29 protein-coding genes are annotated in these 25,547 nt (G+C 68.1%); 12 read left to right on the forward strand and 17 right to left on the reverse strand.

Features of this window, described 5'->3' with window-relative positions; genetic code table 11:
- Positions 1-34: 34 nt before the first annotated feature.
- The gene (locus BM198_RS12340; RefSeq protein WP_044408826.1) at positions 35-2,227 is read right to left on the reverse strand and encodes a patatin-like phospholipase family protein; all 2,193 of its coding nucleotides are present in this window, start codon (positions 2,225-2,227) and stop codon (positions 35-37) included.
- A 71-nt stretch (positions 2,228-2,298) separates the two neighbouring features.
- Between BM198_RS12340 and BM198_RS12345 the strand changes: the two genes are divergently transcribed.
- Both BM198_RS12345 and BM198_RS30150 read left to right on the forward strand, forming a co-directional pair.
- Positions 2,299-2,583 carry an Rdx family protein gene (locus BM198_RS12345; RefSeq protein ID WP_044408823.1) on the forward strand — a complete coding sequence of 95 codons (285 nt, stop codon included), beginning with the start codon at positions 2,299-2,301 and terminating at the stop codon, positions 2,581-2,583.
- Positions 2,584-2,701: 118 nt separating this feature from the next.
- Positions 2,702-3,208: a hypothetical protein gene (locus tag BM198_RS30150; protein WP_074970275.1), complete on the forward strand. Its 507-nt coding sequence runs from the start codon at positions 2,702-2,704 to the stop codon at positions 3,206-3,208.
- On the opposite strand, the gene BM198_RS12355 is transcribed toward BM198_RS30150, so the two are convergent.
- The 3 genes from BM198_RS12355 to BM198_RS12365 form a co-directional block, all read right to left on the reverse strand.
- Positions 3,201-4,088 (reverse strand): DMT family transporter, encoded by an 888-nt coding sequence (locus tag BM198_RS12355; protein ID WP_074970277.1) that lies wholly within the window; start codon positions 4,086-4,088, stop codon positions 3,201-3,203. The genes BM198_RS30150 and BM198_RS12355 overlap by 8 nt on opposite strands.
- Positions 4,085-4,423, reverse strand: coding sequence for a tRNA-binding protein (locus tag BM198_RS12360; protein ID WP_074970279.1), 339 nt, complete (start codon positions 4,421-4,423; stop codon positions 4,085-4,087). The genes BM198_RS12355 and BM198_RS12360 overlap by 4 nt, the downstream gene beginning before the upstream one ends.
- A gap of 82 nt (positions 4,424-4,505) precedes the next feature.
- Positions 4,506-5,258 carry a helix-turn-helix domain-containing protein gene (locus BM198_RS12365; RefSeq protein ID WP_083422377.1) on the reverse strand — a complete coding sequence of 251 codons (753 nt, stop codon included), beginning with the start codon at positions 5,256-5,258 and terminating at the stop codon, positions 4,506-4,508.
- 135 nt (positions 5,259-5,393) lie between these two features.
- Here BM198_RS12365 and BM198_RS12370 point away from each other — a divergent pair, with 135 nt between their 5' ends.
- On the forward strand, positions 5,394-6,224 hold the full coding sequence (locus tag BM198_RS12370) for a UDP-2,3-diacylglucosamine diphosphatase (protein ID WP_074970281.1): 831 nt from the start codon (positions 5,394-5,396) through the stop codon (positions 6,222-6,224).
- Positions 6,221-7,267 carry a glycosyltransferase family 4 protein gene (locus BM198_RS12375; RefSeq protein ID WP_074970283.1) on the forward strand — a complete coding sequence of 349 codons (1,047 nt, stop codon included), beginning with the start codon at positions 6,221-6,223 and terminating at the stop codon, positions 7,265-7,267. The genes BM198_RS12370 and BM198_RS12375 overlap by 4 nt, the downstream gene beginning before the upstream one ends.
- A gap of 275 nt (positions 7,268-7,542) precedes the next feature.
- On the opposite strand, the gene BM198_RS12380 is transcribed toward BM198_RS12375, so the two are convergent.
- The 4 genes from BM198_RS12380 to BM198_RS12395 form a co-directional block, all read right to left on the reverse strand.
- Positions 7,543-8,931: an adenylate/guanylate cyclase domain-containing protein gene (locus tag BM198_RS12380; RefSeq protein WP_074970285.1), complete on the reverse strand. Its 1,389-nt coding sequence runs from the start codon at positions 8,929-8,931 to the stop codon at positions 7,543-7,545.
- 156 nt (positions 8,932-9,087) lie between these two features.
- Entirely contained in the window at positions 9,088-9,405 is a 318-nt protein-coding gene (locus tag BM198_RS12385) for an Mpo1-like protein (protein ID WP_044408802.1), read from the reverse strand.
- A gap of 115 nt (positions 9,406-9,520) precedes the next feature.
- On the reverse strand, positions 9,521-10,183 hold the full coding sequence (locus BM198_RS12390; RefSeq protein ID WP_044408799.1) for a class I SAM-dependent methyltransferase: 663 nt from the start codon (positions 10,181-10,183) through the stop codon (positions 9,521-9,523).
- Between the two features lie 74 nt (positions 10,184-10,257).
- Complete coding sequence (locus BM198_RS12395) at positions 10,258-10,467, reverse strand: cold-shock protein (RefSeq protein ID WP_044408796.1); 210 nt, start codon at positions 10,465-10,467, stop codon at positions 10,258-10,260.
- Positions 10,468-10,848: 381 nt separating this feature from the next.
- On the opposite strand from BM198_RS12395, the gene BM198_RS12400 reads away from it, so the two are divergent.
- Complete coding sequence (locus tag BM198_RS12400; RefSeq protein WP_074970287.1) at positions 10,849-11,853, forward strand: AraC family transcriptional regulator; 1,005 nt, start codon at positions 10,849-10,851, stop codon at positions 11,851-11,853.
- A 63-nt stretch (positions 11,854-11,916) separates the two neighbouring features.
- Here the strand turns inward: BM198_RS12400 and BM198_RS12405 are convergent, their stop codons facing one another.
- Positions 11,917-13,371: a TrkH family potassium uptake protein gene (locus BM198_RS12405; RefSeq protein ID WP_074970289.1), complete on the reverse strand. Its 1,455-nt coding sequence runs from the start codon at positions 13,369-13,371 to the stop codon at positions 11,917-11,919.
- 94 nt (positions 13,372-13,465) lie between these two features.
- A complete protein-coding gene (locus BM198_RS12410; RefSeq protein WP_074970291.1) occupies positions 13,466-14,920 on the reverse strand; it encodes a TrkH family potassium uptake protein in 1,455 nt (484 codons plus the stop codon).
- Positions 14,921-15,088: 168 nt separating this feature from the next.
- Here BM198_RS12410 and BM198_RS12415 point away from each other — a divergent pair, with 168 nt between their 5' ends.
- On the forward strand, positions 15,089-15,646 hold the full coding sequence (locus tag BM198_RS12415) for a nitroreductase family protein (RefSeq protein ID WP_044408785.1): 558 nt from the start codon (positions 15,089-15,091) through the stop codon (positions 15,644-15,646).
- Positions 15,647-15,676: 30 nt separating this feature from the next.
- Here the strand turns inward: BM198_RS12415 and BM198_RS12420 are convergent, their stop codons facing one another.
- The 6 genes from BM198_RS12420 to BM198_RS12445 form a co-directional block, all read right to left on the reverse strand.
- Positions 15,677-16,990, reverse strand: a complete 1,314-nt coding sequence (locus BM198_RS12420) for a sensor histidine kinase (protein ID WP_074970293.1) — start codon at positions 16,988-16,990, stop codon at positions 15,677-15,679.
- A gap of 70 nt (positions 16,991-17,060) precedes the next feature.
- Positions 17,061-17,492 (reverse strand): Spy/CpxP family protein refolding chaperone, encoded by a 432-nt coding sequence (locus BM198_RS12425; RefSeq protein ID WP_074970295.1) that lies wholly within the window; start codon positions 17,490-17,492, stop codon positions 17,061-17,063.
- Positions 17,493-17,615: 123 nt separating this feature from the next.
- Positions 17,616-18,293, reverse strand: a complete 678-nt coding sequence (locus BM198_RS12430; RefSeq protein WP_074970297.1) for a response regulator transcription factor — start codon at positions 18,291-18,293, stop codon at positions 17,616-17,618.
- A gap of 16 nt (positions 18,294-18,309) precedes the next feature.
- Positions 18,310-18,747 carry an SH3 domain-containing protein gene (locus tag BM198_RS12435; RefSeq protein ID WP_074970299.1) on the reverse strand — a complete coding sequence of 146 codons (438 nt, stop codon included), beginning with the start codon at positions 18,745-18,747 and terminating at the stop codon, positions 18,310-18,312.
- Between the two features lie 35 nt (positions 18,748-18,782).
- A complete protein-coding gene (locus tag BM198_RS12440; RefSeq protein ID WP_044408772.1) occupies positions 18,783-19,082 on the reverse strand; it encodes a YciI family protein in 300 nt (99 codons plus the stop codon).
- Between the two features lie 8 nt (positions 19,083-19,090).
- Positions 19,091-19,681: a septation protein A gene (locus tag BM198_RS12445; RefSeq protein ID WP_044408769.1), complete on the reverse strand. Its 591-nt coding sequence runs from the start codon at positions 19,679-19,681 to the stop codon at positions 19,091-19,093.
- Between the two features lie 66 nt (positions 19,682-19,747).
- Between BM198_RS12445 and BM198_RS12450 the strand changes: the two genes are divergently transcribed.
- The 6 genes from BM198_RS12450 (at position 19,748) to rluB (ending at position 24,469) form a co-directional block, all read left to right on the forward strand.
- On the forward strand, positions 19,748-20,623 hold the full coding sequence (locus tag BM198_RS12450; protein WP_074970303.1) for a PHP domain-containing protein: 876 nt from the start codon (positions 19,748-19,750) through the stop codon (positions 20,621-20,623).
- 13 nt (positions 20,624-20,636) lie between these two features.
- Positions 20,637-21,272, forward strand: coding sequence for an L-threonylcarbamoyladenylate synthase (locus BM198_RS12455; protein ID WP_139233615.1), 636 nt, complete (start codon positions 20,637-20,639; stop codon positions 21,270-21,272).
- On the forward strand, positions 21,269-22,090 hold the full coding sequence (locus BM198_RS12460) for a segregation and condensation protein A (protein WP_074970307.1): 822 nt from the start codon (positions 21,269-21,271) through the stop codon (positions 22,088-22,090). The genes BM198_RS12455 and BM198_RS12460 overlap by 4 nt, the downstream gene beginning before the upstream one ends.
- A 3-nt stretch (positions 22,091-22,093) precedes the next feature.
- Positions 22,094-22,897 (forward strand): SMC-Scp complex subunit ScpB, encoded by an 804-nt coding sequence (gene scpB, locus BM198_RS12465; RefSeq protein WP_044408757.1) that lies wholly within the window; start codon positions 22,094-22,096, stop codon positions 22,895-22,897.
- A gap of 9 nt (positions 22,898-22,906) precedes the next feature.
- On the forward strand, positions 22,907-23,086 hold the full coding sequence (locus BM198_RS12470; protein ID WP_074970309.1) for a DUF1289 domain-containing protein: 180 nt from the start codon (positions 22,907-22,909) through the stop codon (positions 23,084-23,086).
- Positions 23,087-23,173: 87 nt separating this feature from the next.
- Entirely contained in the window at positions 23,174-24,469 is a 1,296-nt protein-coding gene (gene rluB / locus BM198_RS12475) for a 23S rRNA pseudouridine(2605) synthase RluB (RefSeq protein WP_074970311.1), read from the forward strand.
- 63 nt (positions 24,470-24,532) lie between these two features.
- On the opposite strand, the gene BM198_RS12480 is transcribed toward rluB, so the two are convergent.
- A complete protein-coding gene (locus tag BM198_RS12480; RefSeq protein WP_074970313.1) occupies positions 24,533-25,462 on the reverse strand; it encodes a GGDEF domain-containing protein in 930 nt (309 codons plus the stop codon).
- Positions 25,463-25,547 lie beyond the last annotated feature (85 nt).

The following is a 25,547-nucleotide window of genomic DNA, read 5'->3' on the forward strand; positions in this document are numbered from 1 at the left end:
CGCCGGTTTTCTTTGCGCTGTCGTCAGCCCTGGCTCAGAACGTTCGCCCCAGGTTGAGGTAGAGCGCCCGCTCGGCGGCATCGTTGAGGCCGTAGCTGAAGTCCAGTGGGCCTAGGGGCGTGTCGAAGCTGACGAACAGGCTGCCGGCGTTGATGTAGCCGCTGTCGAAGCTGTTGTCCCGGTTCCACGCGCGGCCGCGCTCCAGGCTGGCGCCCACGTAGAAGGGGAAGTCCAGCGGCAGGAACGAGCGCTGGGTCATGCGCCGGTAGTAGATCGCCCGCGCCAGGCTGATGTTCTGCCCGGCCACCGAGTTCTCGCGGAAGCCCGACAGCTGGCGCGCACCGCCCAGCTGGAAGCTGGAGAGCACCACCTCGGTGCTGTCCAGGGTGCGCCCGTAGCGGCCGCCCAGCACCAGGGTGTCGGGGCCCCGGGTGAAGGCCTTGTCCAGGCTGAGTTCCCACTGTCGGTAGCGGTCGTCGGCGCCCAGGCTGGGGTCGAACTGGCGCACGGTGAGCTTGATGTCCTCCCCGCTGTGGGGGTAGTCGACGTTATCCAGGGTGTCGAAGGAGTACTTCGCCTCGTAGTAGCCGTTGCTGAAGCTGAAGCTGGGCAGGCGCCGGTCGCCGATGCGCACGTCGGCCTCGCCCCATTCCTGGCCGATGCCGAGGCGCAGTTCGCCGTTGTTGGCGATCTGCCGGCCCAGGTTGAAGCCGTAGCCGTAGCGCTGCAGGCGGTATTCGGCGATGGGGTCGTTGTCCAGCGCGGCTTCGATGTTCTGCGCCGAGGCCGCCAGGTAGGGCGCGACGAAGTAGCGCGAGCCGTAGTCCAGCGGCTGGTAGAACTCGCTGTAGAGCACCTGCTCGCTGCCGATCTGGGCCCGGGTCAGCCACTCGGCGCCCAGGTCATTGAGGCCGTTCACCCGGTAGCTGGCGCCGAGGTTGTAGGTGCCGCCGCCGCGCATGTCGTCGGAGAGGTTCAGGCCCAGGCGCAGGTAGTCGGTGCCGTTGCGCTTGCCCCGGGCGCTGATCACCAGGGTGTTGCCGTCCTTGTGCTTGACCACGCGGTAATGCACCTGCTCGAAGTAGTCGAGGCCGTAGAGGGTGCCCATGTCGGCCTGCAGGCGCGCGAGGTCCAGAGGCTCGCCGAGCTCCTGGCGGATCTGCCGGCGGATCACCTCGTCGCCCACCTTGGAGTCGTTCTCCACCTGGATGCGGGTGATCACCGGGCGCCGCTCTCCCGGTTGGCGCGCCTGCACCAGTTCCGCGTCCTGGCCGGGGCGGGTATCCCGGCGCAGCGTCGCCAGGCGGGCCTGGAGGATGGTGGCGGCCCGGTAGCCGGCGTCGATCACTTCGCGGGCGTGGCTGAAGTCGGTGGCGCTGTAGCCGGCCAGGGGCGGCTGCACGAGGATGTCGTCGGGGCCGAGGGTGGCGAGCTGCGCCTCGGAGTTGCGCCGGGTCATCAGCGTCACCGACTGGTTGAGCACGTCCACCACGGTGGTCAGCTCCTTGCGGCTGCGCAGGGGCGTGCCGATGTCGACGGTGATCACCCGGTCCACGCCCATCTCCCGCGCCACGTCCACCGGGATGTTGTCCACCATGCCGCCGTCCACCAGCAGGCGCCCGTCCACTTCCACCGGGGCGAACACCGCCGGGATCGACATGCTGGCGCGGATGGCCTGGGGCAGGTGGCCCTTGCGGAACACCACCTTCTCGCCGGTGGAGATGTCGGTGGCCACGGCGCGGAAGGGGATCCCCAGGCGGTCGAAGTCCCGGGTGTCGCTGGTGTGCACCAGCAGGCTCTCCAGCAGGAGCGCGAGGTTCTGGCCCTGGATCACCCCGAGCGGCAGGCCCAGGCTGCCGTCGTCGCGGAAGCTGAGCTTCTGCTTCACCAGGAAGTCGCGGTCGTCCTGCTTGCGGCGGAAGGGCACGTCCTCCCGCGCGGGGGCGTCGGAGAGGGCCTGGCGCCAGTCCAGGGTCAGCGCCAGCTTCTCCAGCTCCTCCACGCTGTAGCCGGAGGCATAGAGCCCGCCGATCACCGCGCCCATGCTGGTGCCGGCGATGGCATCGATGTGGATGCCCTGCTCCTCCAGTGCCTTGAGCACGCCGATGTGGGCCAGCCCGCGGGCGGCGCCGCCGGAGAGCACCAGGCCGACGCGGGGCCGTGCGGCATCGGCCACGGCGCAGCAGGTGGTGAGCAGGAGGGTGAGGGCGAGGAGCACGCGGCGCATAACGCTTCCCTGGTCAGGCGGGGGAAAAAGGCCGCTATTATAGGCGCCCGCCCGACTGCCCCGAGCCTGAAATGAGCGCTGCCAAGCCCGAGATCGTCATCACCTATTGCACCCAGTGCCAGTGGCTGCTGCGTGCCGCCTGGCTGGCCCAGGAACTGCTCAGCACCTTCTCCGACGACCTCGGCCGGGTGGCGCTGGAGCCCGGCACCGGTGGCGTGTTCCGCATCACCTGCGATGGCGTGGAGATCTGGGAGCGCAAGGCCGACGGCGGCTTCCCCGAGGCCAAGGTGCTCAAGCAGCGGGTCCGCGACCGCATCGACCCGGCCCGTGACCTGGGCCACAACGACCGCCCCTGAGCGGCGTGTATCAGAACGTTTACCGCCCCTTTACACAGCACTGACCGCGTATCGACCGGGCGCGGCGAATAATTCGCCCGTGGCCGCCGTATGCGGCCGTCCTGCGATGAGGTGAGCGATGTCGGTGAAACGAACCCTGGTCCTGGCGCTCGTGGCGCTGGGTCTGTCCACCCAGGTGCTGGCCGGTCCGCCCGGCCCGGGCGGTCCCGGTGGGCCGGGGCCTGGCGGCCATGGCTGGGGCAACTGGGGCCCCGGGCCGGGAGATGGCCATGGCCACGGGCTGCCGGACGGAGCCCGCGAACTATGGATCGGCAGCATGCTGTACTTCGTTGCCGCCGGTTCCTACTACCTGTGGAACAGCACGGCACAACGCTACGAGGTGGTCGCCCCGCCGCCCACGGTGCAGGGCAACAGCGTGGCCAGCTACGAAGTGATCGCCTACCCGGCCAACGGCCAGAGCGTCGACCAGCAGGGCCGTGATCGCTACGAGTGCCACGGTTGGGCCGTGGGCCAGAGTGGCTTCGACCCCGCCACCGCGACGCGCCCGGTGGGCGCCGAGGCCACCGAGCGCTACCGCCGGGCCCTGGGCGCCTGCCTGGCCGGGCGCGGCTACAGCGTCAACTGACCTGGCGTTGCCCGGCTGCGCCGTCCATCGGCGGCGCAGCCCGGGCAGGCAGGGCGATGGCGGCGATGATCAGCACGCCGCCCACCAGCATCCGCAGGGACGGCTCCTCGCTGAACAGCCACCAGGCGAAGGCGATGCCGTAGACCGGCTCCAGGGCGAAGATCACCGCCGTGGTCCGTGCCTTGAGCACCTTCAGGCTGGCCACGAACAGGCTGTGGGCGAGGCCGGTGCAGAGCACGCCGAGCAGGGCGATCCACAGCCAGTCCAGCGCGCGGGGCTCGGCGAGGCTCGGCCACACCGGCAACACCAGCAGCCCGACGATGGTGAGGTTCTGCCAGAGCGCGGCGTGCACCGGGTCCAGCCCCCGCGTGGTGGCGCGGTTGAGCAGCGACAGCAGGGCGAACAGCAAGCCGGAGAACACGGCGGCGATCAGCCCCTGGGTGGCATCGCTGGCCAGGTCGAACTCCGGCGTCACCAGCACCAGGCCGACGCTCACCAGGGCCACCACCAGCACTTCGCGCAGGTGGATGCGTTCGCGGAACAGCAGCGCCTCCAGCAACAGGGTGAAGGCCGGGAAGCTGGCGAAGCCGAGAGTGGCGATGGCCACGCCGCCGACCTTCACCGCCTGGAAGAACAGCACCCAGTGCCCGCCCAGCAGTAGGCCGCCCAGCAGCAGCGCGGGCAACTGGCGCCGCCCCGGCCGTGCGCCGCGGTCACCGCCGACGAAGCGGGCGAACAGCGCCAGGGCGATGACGGCGAATGCCGCGCGACCCAAGGTGATCACCGTCGGCGAGGTTTCCGCCAGCTTGCCGAAGATGCCGGAGAGGCCGAACAGCAGGGCGCCCAGGTGGATGGCGAGCAGGGCGTTGCGCGGCGTCATGCCAGGCGTGCGCCGTTGGGCAGGGGCTTGTCGAAGCTGGCCAGCACCACCTTCCCCTCGGCGTCATAGACGCCGGTGACCAGCACCTCGGAGCGGACGCCGGCGACGCGCTTGGGGGCGAAGTTGCAGACGCACAGCACCTGCCGGCCCACCAGGTCTTCGGCGGAATAGTGGGCGGTGAGCTGGGCGCTGGAGGTCTTCAGGCCCAGTTCGCCCAGGTCCACTTCCAGCACGTAGGCGGGCTTGATGGCCTTGGGATTGGGCTGGGCGGAGCGGATGGTGCCGACGCGCAGGTCGACGTTCAGGAAGTCTTCCCATTCGATGGTGGTGGTCATGCTGATCCCCAGTGGAACGATGGCGGCAGTCTAGAGGCTCGTGCCGCCGATGTCTGTCGCGGGGCTCGCGGGCTTTGTCGCGCTACTCGCGCTGGCGGCGCAGGGCGCGGGGCGTGGTGCCCAGGCCACGGGAGAGGGCGGCGGTGAAAGCGCTCTGGGAGCTGTAGCCGACCCGCGCGGCGATCTCGCCCACCGGCAGGTTGCTCTCCAGCAGCAGGCGACGCCCCTGCAGCAGGCGGCGGGTGCGCAGGTAGTCCATGGGCGTCTGCCCGGTGGCATCGAGGAAGCGGCGGTGGAAGCGCGCCACCGAGAGCCCGCAGAGGCGCGCCAGGTCGGCGACCTGCAGCGGGCGGTCGAGGTGGCTGTCGAGGTGGGCATCCAGGGCCGCGAGGGGCAGTTCGCCGGGGGCTTCGCATGCGCCGTTGGGTGCCACCAGGCTGGCCAGCAGCAGGCCGACGCCCTGGTTGGCGATCACCGCGTCGTTGATCGGGCTTGCGGCCAGCCAGCCCACCAGCTGGCTCTGGTTCGGGTCCAGGCGCAGGGCGCCGGGGCGTTCCAGCAGGCGCCGGCCGGCGTCGTAGTGATGACCGAGGGTGTGCTTCAGCCAGGCATCGTCGGGCACGTCCAGCACCAGGCACAGGCTGCCGCGGGGGCTGCCGCAGGCGTGGTGCTCGCCAGGCGGGACCACCGCCAGCTGCTGGCGCTCGACGCGGGTGCCCAGGCTGCCCACTTCGAAATCCAGGCTGCCGCTGAGGCCGAACACCAGCTGGGCGTGGTCGTGGCTGTGGGCGAGCAGGTCGTGGGTGTAGCGGCGCAGGCTCAGCATGGGCTTCATGGGGCGGTCCTCGGCGAGGCGGCCAGTCTACCTGCTGGCGCTGGCGGCCGCAGTGTCATCGTTTTGCAGCCTGCCGGTCACCTGCACTTCACCACCTCCGCGCAAGATCCGGGAAAAGCCGCTGGAGGCCACACGATGAGCAGTGTCGAACGCCTGGAGCCGGTTGACCCGGCGCGCCCCCGCAAGCAGCGGGTGAGAACCCTGTGGATCTCCGACGTGCACCTGGGCACGCGGGACTGCCAGGCCGAGCACCTGGCGCGCTTCCTCAAGCGCCACCACGCCGACCGCATCTACCTGGTGGGCGACATCATCGATGGCTGGAAGCTGCGTGGCGGCATCTACTGGCCCCAGGCGCACACCAACGTGATCCGCCGCCTGCTGACCATGAGCAAGCGTGGCACCGAGGTGATCTACGTCACCGGCAACCACGACGAGTTCCTGCGCCGCTACTCCAGCCTGATGCTCGGCAACATCCAGCTGGTGGACGAGGCGATCCACGAGACCGCTGATGGCCGCCGCCTGCTGGTGATCCACGGTGACCAGTTCGACGTCATCACCCGCTACCACAAGTGGCTGGCCTTCCTCGGCGACTCGGCCTACGAATTCACCCTGACCCTCAACCGCTGGCTCAACCACTGGCGCGAGCGCTGGGGCTACGGCTACTGGTCGCTGTCGGCCTTCCTCAAGCACAAGGTGAAGAGCGCGGTGAATTTCATCAGCGACTTCGAGGAGTCCATCGCCCACGAGTGCACCAAGCGCGGGCTGGACGGTGCGGTGTGCGGCCACATCCATCACGCCGAGATCCGCCGGGTGGGGGAGGTGGAGTACATGAACTGCGGTGACTGGGTGGAGTCCTGCACGGCGCTGATCGAGCACTGGGACGGCACCATCGAGCTCTACCGTCTGGCCGAGGACCAGGCGCGCCAGGCCGAGGCCCGGGCGCCGGCCCTCGAGTCCGCTGCATGAGGATCCTCATCGTCAGTGATGCCTGGGCACCCCAGGTCAATGGCGTGGTCACCAGCCTGCAGGCATTGGTGGCCGAACTGCGCGGGCTCGGCCATCTGGTCAAGCTGCTGTCGCCGCGTGACTTTCGCGCCGTGCCCTGTCCCACCTACCCGGAGATTCCGCTGGTGTGGGACCTGTGGCGGGTGGGGGCGGCAATCCGCGACTTCCGCCCGGACTGCGTGCACCTCGCCACCGAGGGGCCGCTGGGCTGGGCGGCACGGCGCTGGCTGGTGAAGCGCGGCCTGGCTTTTTCCAGCGCGGTGCATACGCGCTTTCCCGAATACGTCCACACGCGCTGGCGGCAGGTGCCGCTGGCCTGGGGCTACGCGGTGCTGCGGGCCTTCCACCGACCCAGCCAGACGGTACTGGTGACCACCGAGCGCTTGCGCGAGGAACTGGGCGGCCACGGGCTGACGCGGCTTTCGCTGTGGCGCAAGGGCGTGGACACGGCACGTTTCCATTCCCGGCCGGAGATGCCCAGGCCGCTGCGCCCGGTGTTCCTCTACGTCGGCCGCATCGCCCCGGAGAAGAACCTGCGGGCCTTCCTCGACCTGGACCTGCCCGGCGAGAAGTGGCTGGTGGGCGATGGCCCCCAGCGTGCCGAGCTGGAGGCGGCCTATCCCCAGGCGCGCTTCCTCGGCTACCGCCATGGCGAGGCGCTGGCCGAGGCCTATGCGTTGGCCAGCGTGTTGGTGTTCCCCTCGCGTACCGACACCTATGGGCTGGTGATGCTGGAGGCGCTGGCCTGCGGCACGCCGGTGGCGGCCTTCCCCGTGCCGGGACCGCTGGACGTGCTGGAGGCGGGCGTCACCGGGGTGATGGACGAGGACCTGGAAGGCGCCTGCCTGCGGGCGCTGGAGCTGGACCGTGGTGTCTGCGCCGAGCGAGCGGCGCGGCTGTCCTGGCGGGCGTCGGCGCTGGAGTTCCTGGCCCGGCAGCCCCTGCTGGACGGTGAGCTGTGCGGCGAGGCCGTGGCGCAGCCCGGGGTTCAGGGCGCGTCGTAGCGGGGCGTGTACCGTGCTGGCGAGGGTTGATCGCGAATGAATCCGCTCCCACCGGGTGTTGCCAGGTGGGTTGGGACAATCCCGGCCGTTATGTACGGGGCATCGATGCGGTTCGCTGAGCTCACCGCATCCTACGGGCCGGCCCTGTGTGCCTTGGCCATGGAATGTGGGGGGGTCTACCGCGAATCCCCGCGCGATGGCTGATTGCGAGCGAATTGACCGGGCGGCGTCATGAAAAAAGCCGCCCTGGGGCGGCCTTCGGGTGACTGTTTCGGTCAGAGGATGACCTTGTCGCGCAACTTCTCGGCGGCGGCCTGCAGGGCCTGGATGACCTTTTCCTTGTCGTAGTTCTGGATGCCGTTGGTGTCCAGGTACATGGAGAAACCCGGCAGCTCGTGCTCGACGTAGCTGGAGGTGGCGCCCAGGTCGCGGCGGAAGTCGACCACCTGGTAGATCTGCACCGGGCGGGCGAAGCCCTTGACGCTGATCTGGCCCTTGTCGCGGCACATGATCACGTCCTTCACCAGCGAGTAGGTCTCGTGGGAGATGAGGATCTCGCCGGCTTCGGAGGCGCTTTCAAGGCGGCTGGCGAGGTTCACGTCGCGGCCGATGATGGTGTAGTCCATGCGCGTGTCGGCGCCGAAGTTGCCCACGGTGCAGTAGCCGGTGTTCAGGCCCATGCGGATTTCCAGGGGTTTGGTGATGCCCTGGGCCCGCCACTGCTGGCGCAGCACCTTCATGTGCTTGCGCATGGCGATGGCCATGGACACGGCGGCCACGGCGTCCTTCTTGGCGCCTTGGGTGGTGGGGTCGCCGAAGAACACCATGACGCAGTCGCCGACGAACTTGTCGATGGTGCCGCCGTACTTGAGGGCGATCTTCGACATTTCGTTGAGGTAGTTGTTGAGCAGGTCGGTCAGGGCCTCGGCTTCCAGTTCCTCGGACAGCTCGGTGAAGCCCTTGATGTCGGAGAAGAACACGGTGAGCTTCTTGCGCTGGGTCTCCAGGCGCACGTGGCGCTTGCCGCTGAAGATCATTTCCCAGACCTGCGGTGACAGGTATTTGGCGAGGTTGCGGGCCAGGCGCGCGGCCTTTTCCTGCTCCTGCTTGATCTCGCTGCGCGCCAGCGCCAGGCGCAGGCCCTGCTGGTGCACAAAGAAGGCGGTGATGCAGACGTAGAGCGTGGTGAAGCAGATGCTGACGAAGGCCACCAGCGTGGGGGTGCCGGTCTTCAGGTCGGGGTGGGCGACCACGGTGGTGAGCACCGTGCCGCTGGCGGCTACCAGCAGCGCCAGGCCGAGGTGGCGCAGGCCGCCGACGATCAGCGCGCTGAAGGCGAGCGTCAGCATGAGCATCAGGCTGGGCACGGTGGAGAACCCCAGCAAGGCAGCGCCGGAGCCGGCATGCAGGGCGTCGAGGAACAGCAGCACCAGGTGCGTCTTCTCCGGGTGCTCGCGCTTGAAGCGCAGGCTCAGGTGGTGGGCCAGGTGCGGGTAGAGCAGGGCGTAGGGGACCATCCACAGCACGTCGAAGCCGAAGTGCTGGGTGTAGCTGCCGGCGGCGATGGTGGCAGCGGTGGCGATGTACGCCAGGACCCGGGAGTAGTACTCGCGCAGGGGCAACGTCGGAAGACTGCTAGGCCGATCGGTGGAGGCTGACTTCATTGTTGCGACGATCCCTGATGGTTTTCTGGCACTCGCTGGAGTGCCCGCCAGCCTGCAAGACCTGAGCCAGCATGGCGGGTGCGGATCATAACCAAGTGCCAGCATGGCGGCCAAGCGGGGCCGCCGAACGGCGGGGGGATCGGGGTGGTCGGCAGCCTAGAAGCGGATGCGGCCGGTGAAGGCGTCCTTGAGCATCACCCAGTCGCCCATCAGGCTGTACAGCGGGTACTTGAAGGTGGCCGGGCGGTTCTTTTCGAAGACGAAGTGGCCGACCCAGGCGAAGCCGTAGCCGGCCAGTGGCATGGCCAGCAGCCAAAGCCACTGCTGGGTGGCCAGGGCGTAACCGAGGATGGCCAGTACCAGCAGGCTGCCGACGTAGTGCAGGCGGCGGCAGACGTCGTTGCTGTGCTCTTGCAGGTAGTAGGGGTAGAACTCGGCGAAGCTGTTGAAACGCTCGGCGGGCAGGCTGCTCATGGCGGGCTCCTTCTTGTTGTGTGCCGGGGAGTGTAGGTGGGGCGGCTCCCCCGGCCAGTGACAATGAGTGCCAGTTTAGTATCCCGTTGCGCCCACCTGGCCGCGCCTCGCCGGCTCAGGCGCGGGCGGCGTCCCGGCTGTAGTGCAGGTAGGAGCCCCTGAACCGTTCGCCATTGGCCAGCAGGCAGTCCGCCTGGGAGATGACCATGTCGTAGCCGAGCTCGGCCATCTCGTCATGGAAGGGCTGGGTGTCCTGCCGGTTGGGGTCCACCAGCAGCACTTCGACCGAGCGTGCCGAATGCCGGTCGATGAAGTCGGCCAGGTCTTCCTGGTTGTCGTCGTCGTACAGCAGGTCGCTGCCGATGATCAGGTCGAACTGGCCGAAGCTGTCGGCGCCGGCCCAGTCGCAGGTTTCGTAGCGCATGGGGGGCAGGTCGTTGAGGCGCAGGTTCTCGGCGAGGAAGGTGGGGATCAGCGGGTGGATGTCGCTGGCGGTCATGTCGCCGCCACGCTGGTGGCCCACCAGGCTGGCCAGGCCCAGGCCGGCGCCCACTTCCAGTACCCGCAGCCCGGTGAGGTCGCGCCGCGCAACCATCTGCGCAAGGACTTCGCCCGCTGGCCACACCTGCCCGAACAACGCCCAGGTGCTCTCGGTGATGCCGAGGCTTGCGGCTTCGCCTGCGGGGTCATGAAACTGTTCGGCGTCCAGCAGCGACTGCATGTGGAAGTCGCGGCCGCCCACCCGGAAGGTGGTGGTCTTGATCAGATAGCCCGGCATGTCGGTGTGCTCGCTGGAAAATGGGGAGGCAAAAAAAAGCCCCGGAAAACCGGGGCTTTCTTCGAGAGGGGGTCTTAGACCACCTGGACCTGCTCGGCCTGCAGGCCTTTCGGGCCCTTGGCGACCAGGAAGCTCACCTTCTGACCTTCAGCGAGGGACTTGAAGCCGGTGCTTTCGATCGAACGGTAGTGAACGAAGACGTCCGGACCTTCCTGGGGGGTGATGAAGCCGAAGCCTTTTTCATCGTTGAACCATTTGACGGTGCCGAGTTGACGATTGGACATGATGTATCTCCAGGGAAATAAAAAGGGCATCGACGCCGGATTGTCCGGGTCGAGACTGAGAACGAAAGCGAAGTAAGCCGAGGAGATGGAAAGATGGGAATCGTTACATCAGGTCAGAAATCGCAATGACACGTTGCATCCAGTGGCGACACCATACACCCATTGTGGAAATAACCCAGGTTTATTTTGTGGAATCACTCGCCAGGGTGTCGCTGGAATGCCTGGAGGCCCCGTCTGGCAAGGCTTTCAGGGCATCCTGCTTTTTGTCGATTGGTGGCCCGGAAAGCCGGGCGTGCCGAACCTGACAAACCCGGGCCGGGGTGAGTATCCTTCCCCGCCGGGCCCTGTCGGGCCTTTCTCCCACCCGAACAAGAAGGCGCCATGAGCGAACGTACCACTTCCTCCAGCTGGGCCCTGGGGATCGTGCAAGCCCTGGAAATGGGCGGGGTCGATTGCCGCCGCCTGTTCCCCGAGCTGGGGCTCGACTACGACGCGCTCTCCGACCCGGACGCGCGCTTCCCCCAGGACGGCATGACGCGCCTGTGGCTGAGGGCGGTGGAGCTGTCGGGCAACCCGGCCATCGGGTTGAACATGGCCAAGGTGGTACGGCCGGCCTCTTTCCATGTGGTGGGTTACGCGCTGATGTCCAGCCGCACGCTGAACGAAGGCTTCGCCCGCCTGGTGCGTTACCAGCGGATCATCGCCGAGGGGGCGGACCTGAGCTTCCGGCCGACCCCGGAGGGCTACGAATTGCGCCTGGCGATCCACGGCGATCGGCTGCCCCCGGCGCGACAGAGCGCGGAAGCGTCGATGGCCTACTGCCTGGCCTTCTGCCGCTGGATGACCGGGCGCGCCATCAACCCGCTGGAGATCCGCTTCCAGGGACCGGCCCCGGCGGACGTGGAGCCCTATCGGCAGGTGTTCCAGGCGCCCCTGCGCTTCGGCGCCGAGCACTATGCGCTGCGCTTCAGCCGGGCCGACATGGACACGCCGCTGCCCACCGCCAACGAATCCCTCGCGCAGCTGCATGACCGCTTTGCCGGGGAGTACCTGGCGCGCTTCACCGGCAGCCGGGTGACCCACCTGGCCCGCCAGGTGCTCTGCCGCCTGCTGCCTCAGGGCGAACCCAAGCGCGAGGTTGTGGCCAGCGCCTTGCACCTGTCCCAGCGCACCCTGCAGCGGCGCTTGCAGGAGGAGGGCACCAGCTTCCAGCAATTGCTCGACGACACCCGCCGCGAGCTGGCCGAGCAGTACCTGGCGCAGCCGAACCTGACCCTGCTGGAGATCGCCTACCTGCTGGGGTTTGCCGATCCGAGTAATTTCTTCCGCGCCTTCCGCCGCTGGTTCGACGCCACGCCAGGCGAATACCGCGCCCGTCTGCAATGACGTTAAAAGGCTGCCGGGGCGCGTAGGGGCGACTGCAGTCGCCCATCAACCCCTCGTGCCGGCTCAATGCCTCCAGAAGTACGGCGTGCAGATCACCAGCACGGTGATGATCTCCAGCCGCCCCAGCAGCATGCCCAGCGACAGCAGCCACTTGGAGCCGTCGGGCAGGGTGGAGAAGTTGCCCGCCGGGCCGATCACCTCGCCCAGGCCCGGGCCGACACCGGAGACGGTGCTGGCCGCGCCGGTGAGGGCGGTGATCCAGTCCAGCCCCTGCAACGACAGGCCCAGGGCGATCACGCAGATGGTGATGGTGAAGAAAAACGAGAAGGTGAGGATCGAGCGCACGATCTCCTCGTCCAGGCGGTGGCCGTTGTACTTCTGCTTGATCACCGCGCGGGGGTGGATGAGTTGGTACAGGTTGGCCTTGAGCAGGATGTAGGCCACCTGGAAGCGGAAGATCTTCACCCCGCCGGCGGTGGAGCCGGAGCAGCCGCCGATGAAGCCCAGGTAGAAGAACAGCATCAGCGAGAAGTTGCCCCACAGGCTGTAGTCGCCGAGGGCGAAGCCGGTGGTGGTGAGGATCGAGGTGGTGTTCACCGCCACGTGGCGCAGCGCGTCCAGCCAGTGCAGGTCGGTGGTGGCCCAGTACCAGGTGCCCAGTACCAGCCAGATCGCCAGCAGCAGGCCGATGAAACCGCGCACCTGGGCATCGCGGAACAGCGCCTTGCGGTTGCCCCGAAGGGTGGCGACGTAGAGGGCGAAGGGCAGGCTGCCGAGGATCATCACCACCACCGCCACCCAGTGCACCGCCGGCTGCTGCCACTTGGCCAGGGACTGGTCGGAGGTGGAGAAACCGCCGGTGGAGATGGCCGACATGGCGTGGTTGACCGCATCGAAGGCGCTCATCCCGGCCAGCCAGAACGCCAGGGTGCCCAGCAGGGTGAAGCCGACGTACACCGCGACGATGTACTTGGCCACCATGTGCGAGCGCGGCATGACTTTCTCCGAGCGGTCGGAGGATTCGGTCTGGAACAGGCGCATGCCGCCGATGCGCAGCAGCGGCAGGATCGCCACCGCCATGCCGATGAAGCCGATGCCGCCGAGCCAGTGCAGCAGCGAACGCCAGATGAGGATGCCCTGGGACATGCTGTCCAGCCCGCTGAGCACCGTGGCGCCGGTGGCGGTGATGCCGGACATGCTCTCGAAGAAGGCATCGGTGTAGCTGATGTGCTGGGTGAGCAGGAAGGGCAGGGCGGCGAAGATGCCCACCACCACCCAGCTGGAAACCGTCAGCAGGTACATGTCCCGGGGACGCAGGTGCGCCTGCTCCGGGCGCCCGGGAATCACCAGGCCGAGGCCGGTGATGAAGGTGGCCAGGCTCGACCAGACGAAGGCGTGGATGTCCTGCGGGCGGTCGTAGGCGATCACGGTCATGACCGGGATGACCATGCTGATCGCCAGGGTGATCAGGAAGATGCCGATGATGAAGCCGATCAGACGCAGGGTCGGCAAAGCCATGGGGCGTGCTCGGTCCGGGTGAATGAGGGCGCCATTCTAGCGACGTGCCGCAGCCTGTCCACGGGCGCCTGATTCAGGTGTAGTCGATCCGTGCTCAGTGTTTCCAGAAACCCCGGGTGAACAGCACCAGCACGGTGAGGATCTCCAGGCGCCCCAGCAGCATGCCGATGGTCAGCAGCCACTTGGCTGCGTCCGGCAGGGTGGAGAAGTTGCCCACCGGGCCGATGATCGGCCCCAGGCCCGGCCCCACGTTGCACACGGCAGTGGCGGCGCCGGTGAGGGCGGTGGTCCAGTCGACGCCGATCAGGCACAGGCCGAGGGCGATCACGCCGATGGTGACGGTGAAGAAGAAGGAGAAGGTGATCAGCGAGCGGACGATTTCCTCGTCGATGTTGTGCCCGTTGTACTTCTGCCGGATCACCGCGCGGGGGTGTACCAGTTGCTTGAGGTTGGTGCGCAGCATCACCAGCGCCACCTGGAAGCGGAAGATCTTCAGCCCGCCGGCGGTGGAGCCGGAGCAGCCGCCGACGAAGGTCAGGTAGAAGAACAGCATCACCGAGAAGCTGCCCCACAGCGTGTAGTCGCCCAGGGCGACGCCGGTGGTGGTGACCACCGAGGTGACGTTGACCGCGACGATGCGGAAGGCGTCCGGCCAGCTGTAGTCCGAATTCAGCCACAGCCAGGTGCCGAAGAACAGCCAGGTCGCCACCAGAAAGCCGACGAAGCCGCGCACCTGGTGGTCCTTCACCAGCGCCTTGCGGTGGCCCCGCAGGGTGGCGACGTAGAGGGTGAAGGGCAGGCTGCCGGCCATCATCACCACTACCGCGACCCAGTGCACGGCCGGCTGCTTCCAGTTGGCGATGGAGTTGTCCGAGGTGGAGAAGCCGCCGGTGGAGATCAGCGACATGGCGTGGTTGACCGCCTCGAAGGGAGTCATGCCGGCGAGCCAGAAGGCCAGGGTGCCGAGCAGGGTGAGAGCGACGTACACCACCAGGATGTACTTGGCTACCATGTGCGAGCGCGGCATGACCTTCTCGCCCCAGTCCGAGGACTCCGTCTGGAACAGGCGCATGCCGCCGATGCGCAGCAGCGGCAGGATCGCCACCGCCATGCCGATGAAGCCGATGCCGCCCAGCCAGTGCAGCATCGAACGCCACAGCAGCAGGCCCGGCGAGGCATGGTCGAGCCCGGTGATGACGGTGGAGCCGGTGGTGGTGATGCCCGACATGGTCTCGAAGAAGGCGTCGGTGTAGCTGATGTGCTGGATCAGCACCATCGGCAGCGCGGCGAAGATGCACACCACCACCCAGCTGGCGGTGGTGAGCATGTACATGTCCCGAGGGCGCATGTGCAGGTGTTCCGGGCGCCCCGGTGCCACCAGGGCCAGGCCGACGATGAAGGTGATCAGGCTCGACCAGCTGAATGCGCCGATGTCATCGGTCCGGTCGAACGCCAGCACGGCCAGCATCGGCACCACCATGCTCACGGCCAGCGTGATGAGGAACAGGCCGATGATGAAGCCGATGGTGCGCAGCGTGGACAGGGCCATGGGGGATCCGGGCGAGAACGGGAGCGCGGCATTCTACTGGGCTGTTTCACCGCTGTGAAACGCTCCGCACCAGCGGCTTTCACAGGGCACCGCGGCGTTCACGCGCTGCCCTTGGGTGGCCGGGGTTATCGGCTAGAATGCCGGCTTCCCGAAATCAGGAGGTGGCCGATGGAGGCTCTCGACGCTCTGCTCAACCGTGTATCCCTGGCCCGGCTGCAGGAGCCCGCACCGGATGCGGCCCAGCGTGACTACCTGTTCCGTGCTGCCCTGCGTTCGCCGGACCATGGCTACCTGCGCCCCTGGCGCTTCCTCACCATCGAGGGCGGCGCCCGCGAGAAGCTCGGCGAGCTGTTCGCCTCTGCCGTGCTGGCCAAGGACCCGGCCGCCCCCGAGGCGGCGCTGACCAAGGCCCGGGGCATGCCGCTGCGTGCGCCCTTGCTGGTGGTGGTGGTGGCGCGCCTGCAGGCCGGCCACAAGGTGCCCGAGTCGGAGCAGTTGCTGTCGGCCGGCTGTGCGGCCCACGGCATCCTGCTGGCGGCCCATGCGCAGGGCCTGGGCGCCATCTGGCGTACCGGCGACATGGCCTACGACCGCACCGTGGCCCAGGGGCTGGGCCTGGCGGACAACGAACAGGTGGTCGGCTTCCTCTACCTCGGCAGTGTCGAGGGTGAGCGCCGCGCTGCGCCGGAGCTGGCGCCGGCGGACTTCGTCAGCACCTGGGGCTGATCAGCGGCCCGTTGAAAACGTGGCAGCCGATCAGGTGGTCGGCAGCGACAGGGTGGCGATGAAGCCACCCTGCGGGTGATTGGCCAGGGTCAGGCTGCCGCCGTGGCGCTCCACGGCGCGACGGGCGATGGCCAGGCCCAGGCCATGCCCGGCACCACTCTGGTTCGGCGCACGGAAGAAGGGCTCGCCCAGTTGGGCCAGGTGATCGGCGGCGACCCCGGGGCCGTGGTCGCGCACGCTGATCGTCACGTGCTGCGGTAATGCCTTCACCTCGATATCCACCGGTTGCCCGGCCGGGCTGAAGCGCAGCGCGTTGCGCAGCAGGTTGTCCAGCGCACGTTCCAGCATGTCCGGCCAGCCCTGCAGGTGCGGTTCGCCTTCGCAGTGGATGCGCACCTCCTGCTCGGGCGCCAGCAGCCGGGCGTCTTCCCTGAGCTTTTCCAGTATCGGCCGCAGGACGATGGGGTGGCGTGCGCCCGGCTCGGCGTCGAGGCGGGCGAGGGCGAGGATCTCGCTGATCAGCGCCTCCAGCCGGTCGCATTCCTGGGCCAGCCGTGGCCAGAGCCCTTCACGCTCCGCCGCCGGCGCCCGCTCGGCCAGGGCCAGCGCCACCCGCAGGCGGGCCAGGGGTGAGCGCAGCTCGTGGGAAACATCGCGCAGTAGCTGCCGCTGGCTGCCGATGAGCCCCTGGAGGCGCTGGCCCATGCGGTTGAAGTCACCGGCCAGCACGCCCAGTTCGTCCCGCCGCCGTGCCAGCCGGGCCAGGCTGTCCTGCTGGTAGGCGGTCTGCCCCAGGTCGTGCACGGCGCTGCGCAGGCGGCCGAGAGGGCGGGTGATGGAGAGGGTCAGCATCAGGCTGAACAGCGTCAGCACCACCAGGGCGATGCCCAGGGCGCTGAGGGGCCAGAGCAGGCTGCCACGGTGCCAGGCCTCCAGTTCCGGGAAGGGGATGCGGTAGATCAGCAGGAAGTTCTCGCCACTGCGGGGGCTGGTGTATTCCTCGGTGATGCGTCGCCACGGTAGGTGGCCGTCGTGCTGGCGTGCTTCGAAGGCGGCGGCGCGGGGCGGGAAGGTGCCGCGCACCACGGGCTGGCCGTTGTCGTTGAGGATCTGCACGTCGATGCGGGCGCGGCGCTTGAACTGTTCGAGGAAGCGCTGGGCCTCGCCACGGCCGTTGACCTCGTAGCGCTGCACCAGGCTTTCCGCCAGGCCCTGCAGGGCCGGGTGGCGGCTGAGGATCCAGGCATCCTGGTTCAGCGCGCGACCGAGCAGCAGGGAGAGGCCGGCGACCAGGGCCAGGGCCAGCCAGAAGGCGCCGAGGATGCGCCAGAACAGTGAACGCACGGGGAACTCCTTTCAACGACGAAACCCACCCGGTGGAAGCCGGGTGGGTTCGATGACCTTTTCAGATCGGTTACTGGGCCTTCTGGGCGCGCTGGGCTTTCCAGGCCTCGAATTCGACGCGCTCGGCGCGGCGTTCGTCCATCTTCTTCACTTCGGCGTCGAAGTCCTTCTGCTGCTCCGGGGTCAGCAGGGCGCGGATGTCGGCGCGGTTCTTGTCTTCGCTGGCCTTGATCTCGGCCTCCATGGCCTTGCGTTCCGCCTCGGGCAGCTTGTCCAGGTACTTGCGGGTGATGTCCTGGCGGGCCTTCATGCTTTCGCCCATCAGCTTGCCGACCTTCTGGCGCTGCTCGCGGGTCAGGTCCAGTTCCTTGAACAGGTGCGGGCCACCGTGGCCACCAGGGCCGCCGAAGCCCGGCTCGCCACGCGGGCCGCCTTCGGGCATGGCCATGGCGACGGTGGGCAGGGCGGCTGCGAACAGCAGGGCGGCGATAGTCTTGCGCATGGTCTGTCTCCTTGTCTCTTGAACCGGCCGGTTGCCGGATGAGCCCAGTCTAGGGAGCGCAAGGTCAAGGGCGGTCAGCCCTGGGTAAAGCTTCGGTAAAGGATCGTGCAGGCGGGGCGCAGGTCAGACGGCGTAGTAGTAGCCCCGGCTGCGCAGGGCGACGATGCGCGGGCGGCCGTCGGCGTGGGGGCCGAGCTTCTTGCGCAGGTTGCTGACGTGCATGTCCAGGCTGCGGTCGTACAGGGTCAGCTTGCGGCCCAGGGCCAATTGCGCCAGCTCCTGCTTGTCCAGCGGTTCGCCAGGCTGGCGCAGCAGGGCTTCCAGCAGACGGCCTTCGGAGAGGGTGAGGCTGACCTCGTGTCCGCCCACGCTGACCACGCCGCGAATCGGGCTGTAGCACAGGTCGCCCAGCTCCAGCTGGCTGGACTGCGAGGGCCCCTGGCTGCGCCGCAGCACGGCGCGCAGGCGTGCGGTCAGCTCACGGGGGTCGCAGGGCTTGGCCAGGTAGTCGTCGGCGCCCAGTTCCAGGCCGAGGATGCGGTCCAGGGGTTCGCCCCGGGCCGACAGCATCACCACGGGCAGCTCGGGGTGGTCGCTGCGCAATTGCTTGAGCAGCTCCAGCCCGCTGCCGTCGGGCAGCATCACGTCCAGCACCACGGCGGCGGGGGGGTGGCCTGCCAGCGCGGCGCGTGCGGAGATGCCGTCGTGGCACGCCCGGGCGCTGAAGCCTTCCTGGGAGAGCCAGCTGATCAGCAGCTCGCAGAGCTCCTGGTCATCATCGATAAGCAGCAGTTCGCTCATGTCGCGGGGGTCGTCTTCAGTTGATCCATTGGCGCGGCTGGCGGCGGCCGCCACGCAGCAGTGCGCCGGCGAGCAAGGAGAACAGGCAGGCACCGCCGCCCACGGCGAACCACATCTGTTCCTCGCTGACGAGGGGCGGATTGCGGTTGGCCTGGGCTTCACGCAGCTGCAGCTTGAGGCGCTGGTTTTCCTGGCGCAGGCGGGTCAGTTGCGCGCCGTCCTGCTCGCTGGCGTTGCCACGGTCGGCCAACTGGGCGGCCAGGGCCTCCCGCTGCCGCTCGCTCTCGGCCAGTCGCTGGGTCAGTTGGGCAAGCTCCGCCGCCAGTGGGTTCACCACGGGCGCCGGCTCTACCGCCGGAGAAAGCGGTGGAGCGGAGGGCACAGGCTCTTCGGCATGGGCCAGGGCGGCGGACAGGGCGAAGGCGAACAGCAGGGACAGCGGAACCTGGCGCATGAGCGGATTCCTTGGGGCTGGCGGCAACGCCGCGATCAGGGGAATACCTGCTTGAACGGCTTGACCACCACCTGGCCGTAGACGCCGGCGAGGCGGAAGGGATCGGCCTCGGCCCAGGTCTGGGCAGCGCTCAGGGATTCGAACTCGGCGACCACCAGGCTGCCGGTGAAGCCGGCGCTGCCCGGGTCGTTGCTGTCCACCGCCGGGTGGGGGCCGGCCAGCACCAGGCGGCCTTCCGCCTTGAGCTGCTCCAGGCGGGCGAGGTGGGCGGGGCGGGAAGCCATGCGCTTCTCCAGGGAGTCGGCAACGTCGGTGGAAATGATCGCGTAGAGCATGGGAGTCCTTATTCTTGCGGTTTGTCCGGTTCGGAATCATGCATATGACGAGCCAGGAAGATGCCCTGGCCCACCAGGAACAATAGCGTCATGCCCAGGCTGCCGAAGACCTTGAAGTCCACCCAGATGGACTGGAAGGTGAAGGCCACGAACAGGTTGGCGAAGCCACAGACCAGGAAGAACACGATCCAGGCCAGGTTCAGGCGCACCCAGATCGGCTGCGGCAGGCTCACGGCATGGCCCATGATCCGCTGGATCAGCGGGCGGTCGCCGATGAAGTGGCTGGCAGCGAAGCCCAGGGCGAACAGCCAGTTGACCACCGGCGCCTTCCACTTGAGGAAGGTCTCGCTGTGGAAGGCCAGGGTCAGGCCGCCGAACACCAGGCAGGCCACCAGGGTCAGCCACTGGCCTTTCTCCAGGCGGCGCTGGCTGATGAACAGCGCGCCGTAGACCACCACGGAGGTGGCGATGAGCACGGCGGTGGCACTGAAGATGCCCCCCAGCATGACGCTGTGGCCGGCGAGTTCGATGGCGCGGGGTTCGAGCTTGTAGACGATGAAGAAGAGAACGAGGGGGATGAAGTCGATGAATTGTTTCACGGCGGCAGCCAGAAGCGGGATGTGGCGGCATAATAACAAACCATTTCTCCAGCGAAAGCGCGCCTCATGCACATCGATCTGCACTGTCACAGCACAGCCTCCGACGGCGCCCTGGCGCCCGCCGCGCTGGTGGCGCGCGCCCACGAACGGGGCGTCCGGGTGCTGGCGCTGACCGATCACGACACCCTTGAAGGGCTGCCGGAGGCTCGCGCGGCTGCCGCTCGTCTGGACATGCAGCTGATCAACGGCGTGGAGCTGTCCTGCACCTGGGGTGGGGCGACCATCCATGTGCTTGGCTACGGCTTCCGCGACGATGCGCCGGCGCTTGCCGCCGCCATCGCGGACCTGCACCACGGGCGCTGGGCCCGCGCCGAGGAGATCGACCGACGGCTGGCAGCCAAGGGCATGCCGGGCGCCCTGGAGGGGGCTCGGGCCATCCAGCGCGAGCTGGGCGACAGCGGCAATGCGCCGGCCCGTCCGCACTTCGCCGAGTTCCTGGTGCGCGCCGGGCATGTACGCGACCGTGCCGAGGCGTTTCGCAAGTGGCTGGGGGCCGGCAAACTCGGCGATGTGAAGCAGCACTGGCCGAGCCTGGCGGACGCGGTTTCGACCCTGCGGGCTGCCGGGGCGTGGATCAGCCTGGCGCATCCCTACCACTACGACTTCACTAGAACCAAGCGACGCAAGCTGGTTTCGGATTTCATCGGTGCCGGCGGCCACGCCATCGAAGTGGTCAACGGCATGCAACCGGCGGATCAGGTGGGGACGCTGACCATCCTGGCTCGCGAGTTCGGGCTGCTGGTTTCCGCCGGCAGCGACTTCCACGCCCCAGGCGACTGGTCGGAGCTGGGCATGTACCGACCGATTCCAGAGGACCTGCCGCCCCTCGCGGCACGTTTTGACCATGCACCCAGCCTCGGCAGCCTCAGCACGGCACATTGAACAGGGAGCCAACGTGAGCCAGTTCTTCCAGGTCCACCCGGAAAATCCGCAGGTCCGCCTGATCAAGCAGGCGGTGGAGATCGTCCGGGGCGGCGGCGTGATCGTCTACCCGACCGACTCCTCCTACGCCATCGGCTGTGCGATCGGCGAGAAGTCGGCGGTGGAGCGCATCCGTCGCCTGCGCCGACTGGACGACAAGCACAACTTCACCCTGGTCTGCCGCGACCTCTCCGAGCTCGGGCTGTTCGCCAAGGTCGACACGGCGGCGTTCCGCCTGCTCAAGGCCCATACACCCGGCCCCTACACCTTCATCCTCAACGCCACCCGCGAGGTGCCGAGGATGCTGATGCACCCGAAACGCCGCACCATCGGCCTGCGGGTGCCTGACCACCCCATCGCCCTGGCATTGCTGGCCGAACTGGGTGCGCCGCTGATGAGCGCGTCGCTCATCCTCTCCGGTGAGGCCCAGCCAATGAGCGACCCCTACGAGATGCGCCAGATGCTGGAGCACCACGTGGACCTGATCATCGACGGCGGCTACGGCGGTGTCGAAGCGTCCACCGTGGTGGACCTGTCGGAAGGCGAACCGAGCATCTTCCGCGTCGGCTGTGGCGACCCCACTCCGTTCCTGGCGGACGCCGGCGCGTGAGCGGTGAGCCGACGGGCGTCGACCCTCAGGCCGGCGCCCAGCAGGAGCTGCCGTTCGCGCTGGTGTATGGCCAGGCGGTCACTGAGCTTCCCGTCGACCTCTATATCCCGCCGGATGCCCTGGAAGTGTTCCTCGAAGCCTTCGAGGGCCCGCTGGACCTGCTGCTCTACCTCATCCGCAAGCAGAACATCGACATCCTCGACATTCCCGTGGCGGAGATCACCCGCCAGTACATGGGCTATGTCGAGCTGATGAAGTCGGTGCGCCTGGAGCTGGCGGCCGAGTACCTGGTGATGGCCGCGATGCTGGCCGAGATCAAGTCGCGCATGCTGTTGCCGCGTTCCGGCGAGAGCGAGGAGGAAGAGGAAGATCCCCGCGCCGAGCTGATCCGCCGCCTGCAGGAGTACGAGCGCTTCAAGCAGGCCGCCGAAGGCCTGGACACCCTGCCCCGGGTGGGGCGCGACCTCATCGTGCCGCGCGTGGATGCGCCCGAGGCGCGGGCCCGCAAGCTGCTGCCCGATGTGAGCCTGGAGGAAGTGCTGCTCTCCATGGCCGAGGTGCTGCGCCGGGCCGACATGTTCGAAAGCCACCAGGTCACCCGCGAGGCGCTGTCCACCCGCGAGCGCATGAGCGAGGTGCTGGAGCGCCTCAAGGGCGGCGGCTTCGTGCCCTTCGTCCAGCTGTTCGCCCCGGAAGAGGGGCGCCTGGGCGTGGTGGTCACCTTCATGGCCGTGCTCGAACTGATCAAGGAACAACTGGTTGAACTGGTGCAGAATGAGTCCTTCGCGCCCATCCATGTCCGTGCCCGAGCCGAGTGACCGATGAACCTCAACGACACCAAGGAGTTGGCTTCCCTGCTCGAAGCCTTTCTGCTGGCCGCGGGCAAGCCCCTGTCGCTGGAGCGGATCGCTGAGCTGTTCGAGGAAGCCGAGCGCCCGGAGCTGTCGAAGATCCGCGACGCCCTCGCCGTGCTGGCCAAGTCCTGCAATGGCCGTGCATTCGAACTGAAGGAGGTGGCCTCGGGCTACCGCCTCCAGGTGCGCGAGCGCTTCGCCCCCTGGGTCGGGCGCCTCTGGGAGGAGCGGCCGCAGCGCTATTCCCGCGCATTGCTGGAGACTCTTGCACTCATCGCCTACCGGCAACCCATCACCCGGGGGGAGATCGAGGACATCCGTGGCGTCACGGTGAACAGCCAGATCGTCAAGACGCTGATGGAGCGGGAGTGGATCCGCGTCGTGGGCTACCGCGACGTGCCGGGCAAGCCGGCGATGTTCGCCACCACCAAGGCCTTCCTCGATCACTTCAACCTGCGCAACCTCGACGAACTGCCGCCCCTGGCTGCCTTGCGCGAACTGGAGCCGGAGCCCGAGCTGGCCCTGGATGACGACGCGCCGGTGCCGGCCGACCTGCAGGCCCGCGCGGACGCGGCACTGGGCGAGGAGCCTGCCGGCGAGCCCCGCGAGGAAGTCAGCTTCCGTAGCCTGCTGGCTGAGCTGGACACCATGGAGGAGGGGCTCAAGACCGACTTCGACGACCTCCTGCCGCCTGACGACGAGCCCGCCCCGGTCGATGAGGCGGAGGATGAGGACACCCCGCTCGCCGACGAAGGCGAGACCCTGCACTGAGATGACCTGATGAAGGACCCCTGCATCGGCGTCTGCCAGTTTTCCGACGATGTCTGCCGGGGCTGCGGCCGCACCCGCCGCGAGATCAAGGCCTGGAAGAAGCTGGGCAAGGGCGAGCGCTTGGTGGTGCTGGCCGAAGCCGACCTGCGTCTGCTGGCGCTGCAGGCGACCGGCCGGCGCAAAGGCTGACGGCCCGGCCAGGTCTGGCTAGCCTCAGTGACTACCGCCGCGTATGATGCGCGACCTTTTTCGAGCGATACACCGGGAGGTGCCCAGATGAACGAAGACGATTACAGCCCCGCAGGGGAAAAGCTGCAGAAGGTCCTGGCCCGCATGGGGCTGGCCTCGCGCCGCGACATCGAGGCCTGGATCACCGAAGGCCGCGTCAAGGTCAACGGCGCTGCTGCCACCCTCGGCCAGCGGGTCGACAGCCATGACGCCATCAGCGTCGACGGCCGCCTGCTCAAGCGCGAGGAAGAGGCCGAGAGCGTCCGCCGCGTGCTGATCTACAACAAGCCCGAAGGCGAAGTCTGCACCCGCGACGACCCGGAAGGCCGCCCCACCGTCTTCGAGCGCCTGCCCCGCCTGCGTTCCGGTCGCTGGATCAACGTCGGCCGCCTGGACATCAACACCACCGGCCTGCTGCTGTTCACCACCGACGGTGAGCTGGCGAACCGGCTGATGCACCCCTCCTACGAGATGGACCGCGAGTACGCCGTGCGTGTGCGCGGCGAGGTCACCGAGGAGATGCTGGAGAACCTGAAGAACGGCGTGATGCTGGAAGACGGCCCGGCCAAGTTCACCGACATCCAGGAAGCTCCGGGCGGTGAAGGCTTCAACCACTGGTACCACTGCGTGGTGATGGAAGGCCGCAACCGCGAAGTGCGTCGCCTGTGGGAGTCCCAGGGCCTGGTGGTGAGCCGTCTGAAGCGTGTGCGCTTCGGCCCGGTGTTCATCACCTCCGACCTGACCATGGGACGTTGGCGTGAGATGGGCCAGCAGGAAGTGGACATCCTCAGCGAGGAAGTCGGCCTGCGCCCGGTGGCCCTGCCGGCCATGAAGGCTAAGTCCCGCGAGAAGCTGGAGCGCATGCAGCGCAAGTCCGCCAAGCCGGTGGCACCGCGCTCGCGCCCTGCCCGCAGCGAGGGGGACGAGCGCCCGGCTCGTGCGCCCCGTGGCGAGAAAGCCGAGCGTCCGAGTCGTCCCCGTGGCGAAGGTGCGGAGCGCCCGGTGCGTTCGCCGCGTCCGGCCCGTGGTGAGGGTGATGAGCGTCCGGTGCGCGCCCCGCGTGGCGAGAAGGCCGAGCGCCCGAGCCGTCCGCGTGGTGAAGGGGCTGAGCGTCCGGCCCGCGCGCCCCGTCCGGCTGGGCGTGGTGAGCCGCGTGGTACGCCGATCGCCGAGCGTCCGAAGGACTCCGGTCGCAAGCCGCAGCGCCCGGCCCGCCCCCAGGGTGATGCCGTGGAAGTGGCCGATCGCCCGCAGCGCAAGCCCAAGCCGCAGCGTCCGGTGAGCCGCCGCAGCAATCCGCCGGCCGGCGAAGGCCAGCGCCCGGGCTTCGGTCGCAAGCGCTGAGGCCGGGTTACAGGCAATGAAAAAGGGGCTCGATGAGCCCCTTTTTCATGTCCGTCGCCTGTGTCAGCCCGCCATGGACAGGCGGTTGCGTCCGTTGCGCTTGGCGACATAGAGGGCGTTGTCGGCACGGCGCAGCAAGCTTTGCACCGACTCGGCCGGCAGCAGCGTGGCGCAGCCCAGGCTGACGGACAGCTCGATCGGCCGGCCGGCCACCAGGTGCTGGATCTCCATCACGCTCAGGCGCAGGCGCTCGCCCACCATGGCAGCGGCCTCGCGGCAGGTGTTGGAGAGGAGGATGAGGAATTCTTCGCCGCCGTAGCGGAACACCATGTCGACGTTGCGCAGGCGGCCTTTCAGGGTGGTGGCCACGGCCTTGAGCACTTCGTCGCCGGTGCCGTGGCCGTACTGGTCGTTGATGCGCTTGAAGTGGTCGATGTCCAGCATCAGCACCGACAGCGGCTGCTGGTTGCGGCGCGACAGGTCGACCTCGCGCTGCAGGGCCTGGTCCATGGCGATGCGGTTGCCGGTCTCGGTCAGCGGGTCGCGCAGGGCGGACTGCACGGCGGTGCGGTACAGCAGCGCGTTGCGCAGCGGGAACAGCAGGCAGGCCAGCAGGGATTCGAGCTGCGCCAGTTCGGTCTCTTCGAAGCGCTGGCGACGGCGGAACACCAGCTCGCCCAGGTACTCGCCCTCATGGGTCAGGCGATAGCCGGCGGAGTGGGCGGCACGCTCGCCGAACTCCAGGCGCAGGTCGCTGCCCTGGTGCGCGTAGGCCAGCGCGTCCAGCGGTACCAGGCGCTGTACCTCGCGGAAGAAGCTGCCGAGGATGCGGTCCACTTCCAGGCTGGTCTGCAGTTGCAGGGTCAGCTGGCGGCGCAGCTCCAGCAATGTGACCTGGCGCGGCGGCTGCAGCGGGGTGGGCGTGTTGTAGCCCAGGCGCTGGAGCTTGGCGGCATCGAAATCAATGGTGTTGGTGGGCGTGTGGGGAGCCATTTGGCGAAACCTCTGACGCTTCGAGCGACGACATCCGACCTAAGGCTATTTCCGTGCCAGGTTTCACATTACCCGGTAAACCCCT

This window comes from Metapseudomonas otitidis (assembly GCF_900111835.1).
Lineage (GTDB): Bacteria > Pseudomonadota > Gammaproteobacteria > Pseudomonadales > Pseudomonadaceae > Metapseudomonas > Metapseudomonas otitidis.